The 6,980-nt window shown below is 28.0% G+C and carries 5 protein-coding genes and 1 pseudogene; 3 read left to right on the forward strand and 3 right to left on the reverse strand.

Annotated elements, in window-relative coordinates; translation table 11 throughout:
• The first annotated feature begins 162 nt into the window (after nt 1-162).
• Nucleotides 163-1,017 (forward strand): putative ABC transporter permease, encoded by an 855-nt coding sequence (locus tag KGF50_RS01495; protein ID WP_227846492.1) that lies wholly within the window; start codon nt 163-165, stop codon nt 1,015-1,017.
• Between the two features lie 155 nt (nt 1,018-1,172).
• Here the strand turns inward: KGF50_RS01495 and KGF50_RS01500 are convergent, their stop codons facing one another.
• The 3 genes and pseudogenes from KGF50_RS01500 to garR all read right to left on the reverse strand — a co-directional run.
• Nucleotides 1,173-2,609, reverse strand: a complete 1,437-nt coding sequence (locus tag KGF50_RS01500; protein WP_227846493.1) for a four-carbon acid sugar kinase family protein — start codon at nt 2,607-2,609, stop codon at nt 1,173-1,175.
• A gap of 58 nt (nt 2,610-2,667) precedes the next feature.
• Nucleotides 2,668-4,050 carry a gluconate:H+ symporter gene (locus KGF50_RS01505; RefSeq protein ID WP_227846494.1) on the reverse strand — a complete coding sequence of 461 codons (1,383 nt, stop codon included), beginning with the start codon at nt 4,048-4,050 and terminating at the stop codon, nt 2,668-2,670.
• Between the two features lie 147 nt (nt 4,051-4,197).
• Nucleotides 4,198-5,106: pseudogene (gene garR, locus KGF50_RS01510) on the reverse strand (2-hydroxy-3-oxopropionate reductase); the annotation flags it as partial.
• 390 nt (nt 5,107-5,496) lie between these two features.
• Between garR and KGF50_RS01515 the strand changes: the two are divergent.
• Together KGF50_RS01515 and KGF50_RS01520 are read left to right on the forward strand one after the other, a co-directional pair.
• Nucleotides 5,497-6,168 carry a GntR family transcriptional regulator gene (locus KGF50_RS01515; RefSeq protein WP_227846496.1) on the forward strand — a complete coding sequence of 224 codons (672 nt, stop codon included), beginning with the start codon at nt 5,497-5,499 and terminating at the stop codon, nt 6,166-6,168.
• 100 nt (nt 6,169-6,268) lie between these two features.
• Nucleotides 6,269-6,817 carry a hypothetical protein gene (locus tag KGF50_RS01520; RefSeq protein ID WP_227846497.1) on the forward strand — a complete coding sequence of 183 codons (549 nt, stop codon included), beginning with the start codon at nt 6,269-6,271 and terminating at the stop codon, nt 6,815-6,817.
• The last annotated feature ends 163 nt before the right edge of the window (nt 6,818-6,980 follow it).

The following is a 6,980-nucleotide window of genomic DNA, read 5'->3' on the forward strand; positions in this document are numbered from 1 at the left end:
GATTTTGCATATAATATTATAATTGTAATTAAATTTGATAAATTTCTATAAATTGGTATAATCAATATGTAAATTAAATTTAAAGTAATATAGTTAATTATGAAAGAAAATATCAGATATATAGTATTATATAATGTTATATTAACTAGAAATGAGGTGCTTATGAGTACATTTTATATTCAATTTCTTTATTTTGTAATTTATAGCTTTATAGGATGGTGTTGTGAGACTACATATTGTTCCGTTTTGCAAAAACAATTTGTAAATAGAGGTTTTTTAAATGGCCCATTTTGTCCTATATATGGATTTGGGGCACTAGCAATAGTAGCTACACTAACCCCTTTTGTTCATAATATTCCCTTATTATTTGTGTTTAGCATAATTATCACCAGCATAATGGAGTATTTTACAAGTTTTGTATTAGAAAAACTATTTAATATGAAGTGGTGGGATTATTCCAATCACAAGTTCAACATTCATGGAAGAGTTTGTTTAGAAAATTCACTTATGTTTGGTGTGTTATCATTGATTGTAATGCTGATAATACATCCTATTGTAGTTGATTTCATAGATTATATTCCTAAGAATATACTATTTATTCTTGGTATATCTATAGAAATTTATTTTGTTTTAGATTTAATAATTACAGTACACACAATTTTACAATTAAATGGTAAATTAAAACAAATCAATCTTATAATTAAGGAATTAAAAGATAAAAAAGAATACTACAAAATCATTACACAAGAAACTATTGAGAATAAGCTTGAGACTTTAGTTGAAAATAGAATTGAAACTTTAGAAGATAGGTTTGAAATATTAAAAGAAAGAGAAAATTATCGTTATGCTAAAAACAGAATTGAAGAACTTAAAAACAAGCTTAATACTCTACTATCTAGCCACAAATTACTTCATAGACGTATTATTAAAGCGTTCCCTAATATAAGCTCTAATAAGCATAAAGACATTTTAAATAAAATCAAAGAAGACATTAAATCAATAAAAAAAAATAAATAATCAAAATTATATACAATATTATAATATGAATATTTATAAATACAAATAAGGTTTAGAATATTATTGATAATATTCTAAACCTTATTTAATATATTCTAAAACTTACTATTGGCTTATCCTCATTTTTAAATCAAATATTCTAAAAAATTTATATTCTAACCCATTAATACTTCAACAGCTTCTCTAAGAGTGCTAACTTCTCCAACATTGCCAGGGAAAATTATATATGGCATATTAGGAAATTTACTTTCATCTCCTGTCATCCATACTGGTATACCAGGTTTTATTTGCCCCATTACAGTAGCTTTTTTTACTTTTAGTGCCTTAGTTCCAACATCACTAGATGTAATTCCACCCTTTGCTATAATAAAATTTGGTCTTACATTAAGCATACCAACTATACTAGTCACAGCATCTGAAATTTCTACAGAAACCATAAGTTGTTTATCTTTATCATTCGTATCTAAATCAAAACGCTCACGTCTAGTATATACAGCAACAGTCTTTCCATTAGTTATTTTCTCTTCTACAACTTGTATAACTCTTTTTACTTCATTTTTCAGACCATTTTCCTGTAAAACTAAATGTTGATTAAACTCTATAAATTCTATAGGATGTTTACAATTTTTAAGTTCTTCTAGTTGTTGAGTAGTTTTATTTACATGTGAACCAACAAGTATAATACCTCCATTAGTATTATCTTTTGATACTAATTCTTCTTTAGTAAGTAAATCCTTGTCACTTACCCCTCCAAGTACCTTTGTTATAGCAGCAGCACTTCTAAATATAAATTCTTTCCCACTGTTTACTGCACGTATAAACGCAATTGTAAATACCTTTACATCCATATAATCAATTGCATTTACAATGATTTTATTGAAGTTCTTAGCCATTTTAAGCTTTTCTGTTATACTATCAATATTTAAACTTCTAAGTTCATCTAATGAAACGTATATCATATCACTAGATTTATATTCTCCATTTGTTTTTTCTTCACACCATTTTCCTATATCAGAAGATTTATAGCCAAAGGATTTGTCTTTTGCAAATTCAGTCATTCCTGCTGGTACAAGCATCTCTCCTTCTTTTACATAATGTACATTGTCTATGGTAAATCTTCCACCTTCTTTGAAGAATGGCATTATTATTTCACCATCAAATAGTTTTCCTGATAATTTTTCTACCTCATTTTTCAACAGATTAGTTTCAAGAGGATAATGCCCCCTCATTGTGGAATCACTACGGCTTATGATAATGAAATCCTTATTAACTTTTTGAGAAATATCTACAATATTTTTTGAAATTTCCTTATGCACTTCTGTTGTTTGAGCAACTGTAAATCCCCTTGAATTAGTAAGTATAAAAAACATACTGTTTTCTTCATCAAAACCTTGCTCTATGCTATTCTTATCCCAATCAGTATATACAGAAACATCATGAACTGTTTGTACTCCAGTTGGGTCATCATCTAATACAATAATCTTTCTATTTAAATTTTTAAGTTCATTTACAAGTAATTTATTTAATTTATCTTCATCTACAGTCTTAAAAGTATCAAGTATATCTATGTTAATTGCATTGACTTCTCTCACTAAAAATCCCCCTTTATGTAATTTATTACAGTATGTATGTATTTAATATTTATATTTTTTATAAACCTGGAAGTGGTACAATACCGTTTATAACACTAAGTAATAAAACCATTGCAAATGCTGTAATACCAGCAATTGTACCTCCTATCGTCCATGAATTTAAAGTATCTTTAACTGACAATCCACTAAATCTTGAAAGTACCCAGAATCCAGAATCGTTTGGAAGAGAAAAACCAACACCACCAGCACATATAGCAAGCCCTACTAAAACTGGTGACATACCAGTTGCTAAAATTGTAGGCCCTAAAATTGATGATGTAGTCACTAGTGCTACAGTAGCAGAACCTTGAGAAATTCTAAGTAATGCACTTAATAAGAATCCAAGTACTACAACTGATATACTAAGACCAGACATAGTATCAACTAAAAAGTTTCCTATTCCACTAGCATTTATAACACTACCAAATGCTCCCCCTGAGCCTGTTATTAATAGTATCAACCCCGCTGAATCAGCGGCTTCAATAACAACATCTCCCATAGGTTTACTTATGTACTTCTTTAAAAATACTATTGCTACCAATATTCCAAGTAATATTGCTATATTCTTATCTCCTATAAATGCAAGTATTCCACTCATTTTAGAACCTTTTTCTAAAAACATACTAAATACATTTGATACAAGTATAAGAAGTATCGGAAATAATAAAGAAAGCATAGAAACTCCAAAACCAGGTACTTTATCAGAGTTATCATCTTTAAGTTCAACACTCTCTTTTCCTTGTTCTAAATTTTTTTCTCTATTGTCTTCATCAATTGCATAAGCTGGATACTTTTCAAAACGTTTTCCATAAATCCATCCTCCTGCAAGAGCTGCTGGAAATGCAACAATTATAGAATAAAGTATAAAACTACCTACATTTGCATTTACATTTGCTGCAACAGCTAAAGGCCCTGGTGTTGGTATTACAAGTGCATGACCTACTATTGTACCAACTCCTAATGCACATACAAAAACCATAAGAGATTTCTTAGTTACTCTTGAAACATATTTAACTATAGGCATCATTATAACAAATGCTGCATCCATAAAAACTGGAATTGAAATTAAAAATCCTGCTGTAGTTATAGCTAATGCACTATTTTTTTCTCCTGTTCTAGCCAACAATCCCTTTGCAATAGATTCTGTTGCTCTTGATTCTGAAAGTATATTTCCAAATATTATTCCAAGCCCAATTACAATACCAATACTACCTAATGTATTTCCAAATCCAGTTGATATTGTAGTTGAAATTTCATTTATAGGCATCTTAACCATAAATCCTGTAATTATAGAAGTTATAAGTAATGCCAAAAATGGATTTACTTTAAACTTAATAATCGACACAAGCAAAATTCCTATAGATATAATAAATGCTATCAAAAGTCCATATCCTGTAATCATAATCTTTTCCCCTTTATAATTTACTTTATTATCTCTTGACCTTATTTTTTCTTTTATTATGATACTGTACCTTTATCGTCTTTGTATAATATAATCTAAATCTAATTTTAATAATACATACCTACTATCTCATCAATATATTTGCCATTAGTTATTGTGTTTTTTTATTTCAACACCTGCTAATTTTTCAAAATATTGAGCTATTCCACCATGGTCATCTTCTAAGTGTCCATGTACTTTTAATGTTTGCATAATTTCTAATAGCTGACTTGTCATAGGTAGTGGCACATCCAAATTATGTGCTGTCTGCATTACATTTTTTATATCTTTTAGATTAATAGATATTTTTCCACCTGGTTTAAAATCACGATTCATAATCATTGGTATTTTTGCATCCAATATTGTACTGCCAGCTAGACCTCCCCTTATTGCTTTGTACACTTTTTCTGGGTCTGCTCCTGCTTTGGCCGCAAGTACAAATGCTTCAGATACTGCTGCTATTGTAAGATTAACTATTACTTGATTTGTAAGTTTTGTAACACTTCCACTGCCATTATCTCCAATTAAAATAGATGAACTTCCCATTATATTAAAGAATGGCTCTACTTTTTTATATACTTCTTCTTTACCACCAGCCATAAAAGCAAGTGTTCCATCAATTGCTTTTGGTTCACCTCCACTTACTGGTGAATCTATAAATTCTAAGTTCATTTGCTTTAATTTTTCTGCACATAGCATAGATTCTGTAGGTGTAACTGAACTCATATCTACAATTATACTTCCCTCTTTTAAAGTATTTGTTAAACCATTAGCTCCAAATAATATATCTTGAACAATAGCTCCATTTGGAAGTATTGTAAATACAATCTCACATTCTTCACCTATTTCTGAAAGACTTGCATATTTCGCACCATATGATACAAGTTCATCTACAGCAGATTTATTAATGTCATATACTAAAAGATTGCATCCACCCTTTATTAAATTTTTCGCCATTGGTTTTCCCATTATTCCTAATCCGATAAATCCCAATTTCATTATATATCCCTCCATATTTTCATATTTTTGAAAACGTTTTTTATGTTTTAAAGTATACTACACACCAGTATACCGGTCAATATAAAATATAAAAGTATTTATTTTAACAATAAAAGAGAATTTTTAGATTTATATAGTAGACTTTAGCTCTTAATAGCACATTTAATACATACTATTTTATTTAAATAAACCACACTGTTTTTATATTATATTTAATCATACTTTATATTAATTATTTTTCTTTATATTAATTATTTTTATCAATATTTAATTATCATTCAACTAAACTTTTATTTATATCTTCCAATATTTAATTTAAATTTCAAAGGATTGACCTTAATTTTACTATGTTGTATTCTTAACATTATATAAGTTTTTGTATTTTCACATTGTTTAGGGGGGTAAAATATGGCTACATTTAAAAGATTACAAGAACAAGCATATGACTATTTAAAAGAATTAATACTATCTGGTGAAATAATAGAAAATGAAATATATTCTGAAACAAAGCTTGCGAGTGAAATAGGAATCTCAAGAACTCCTATAAGAGATGCTCTTCAAAGACTCAGTCAAGATGGTTTTATAGATATCATTCCAAGTAAGGGTTTTAAAATCCATCAAATCACAGCTAATGAAATTGTAGAGATATTTCAAATACGTTCTGCAATAGAAGGATTTTGCACTTTTTTAATTACAAGTCAATATAAAGAACCTAGAGCAATTGAAACTATAGGCAAATTAAAATATCTTTTAGATAAACAAAAAGAGATTGTATCAGGTGGTAAGGATTTAAATACATTTGCAGAATACGATACTTTATTTCACACAACAATCGTCTCATATGCTCAAAATACTGAATTTGATAAGATGTTCAACAGTTATATGTACAGAATAAAAAAATTAGCTCTTGATTCATTATCACATGAAGGAAGACTAGAAACAACATTAAAAGAACATACAGATATTTTTAATAATATCTCTAACGGATGTACTGAGGATATCTATAAAACAACACTTATTCATATGGAGACTCCTAAATACATCAATTTAGAAGATTTTTGTAATAGTAAATTATTTTAATAATCCATTTATATTTACTAAAATTTTATTTATCTTAAATCAATTTCTTATTTATAAAAAATACTCTATAATTATAGTGTAACTACTATTATTTTAAGGAGTGATTTTTTTGAACAAAGATACTGTAACTAATGAAACTATTGACAAAGATTATGCTATTGAAGAAGTTCGTATGGCTTGTAAACATTTTGGTGATTTATATTTTTATTTTACCAAAGTATTAGTTGAGGAATTTGGAAATGAAAAAACTGCTGAAATATTAAAAAAAGTTTTGTTTGAAAGATCAGAAGAAAGAGCTATTGCTATGAGGGAAAGAGCCAGTGAAAATGGAGATGAATTGATTGCTGACAATATTGCTAGTATAACTGATGTCCCATTTTTAGGTTGGGTTCCTGAATTTGAAGAGTTACACTGTCCTTATGGAGCTTCCTGGCTTTTACGCTTTGAAGAAAACCCTTGGTTTAAGGAGTTTGCATCCCTTTATTGTGATGTTACGGATACCACTGTCGCTGAGGTATTTACAGGAGATACATCACATAAAATAACAAAAAATATTCTATGGGGAGATAAAATTTGTGAGAGAATATATTTTCATGATGATAATATATCTCAAGGTAAATATACTTATGGAACTAGAAACTGCAAGTAAATAATTTAATTTTTCTATATTTTTATACTATATTTTGTACTTTTTCATATAAATATTATAACTAGTCTTTTATTTTACTTTTGTTTAACTTAAAGATAATTTACTCTTAACCTCTATGAATTATTATATAAGTAATAAAAAATTTATCTTTATAAAATTATAC

Origin of the sequence: Clostridioides sp. ZZV15-6598, from assembly GCF_020657705.1 — a bacterium.
Lineage (GTDB): Bacteria > Bacillota > Clostridia > Peptostreptococcales > Peptostreptococcaceae > Clostridioides > Clostridioides difficile_F.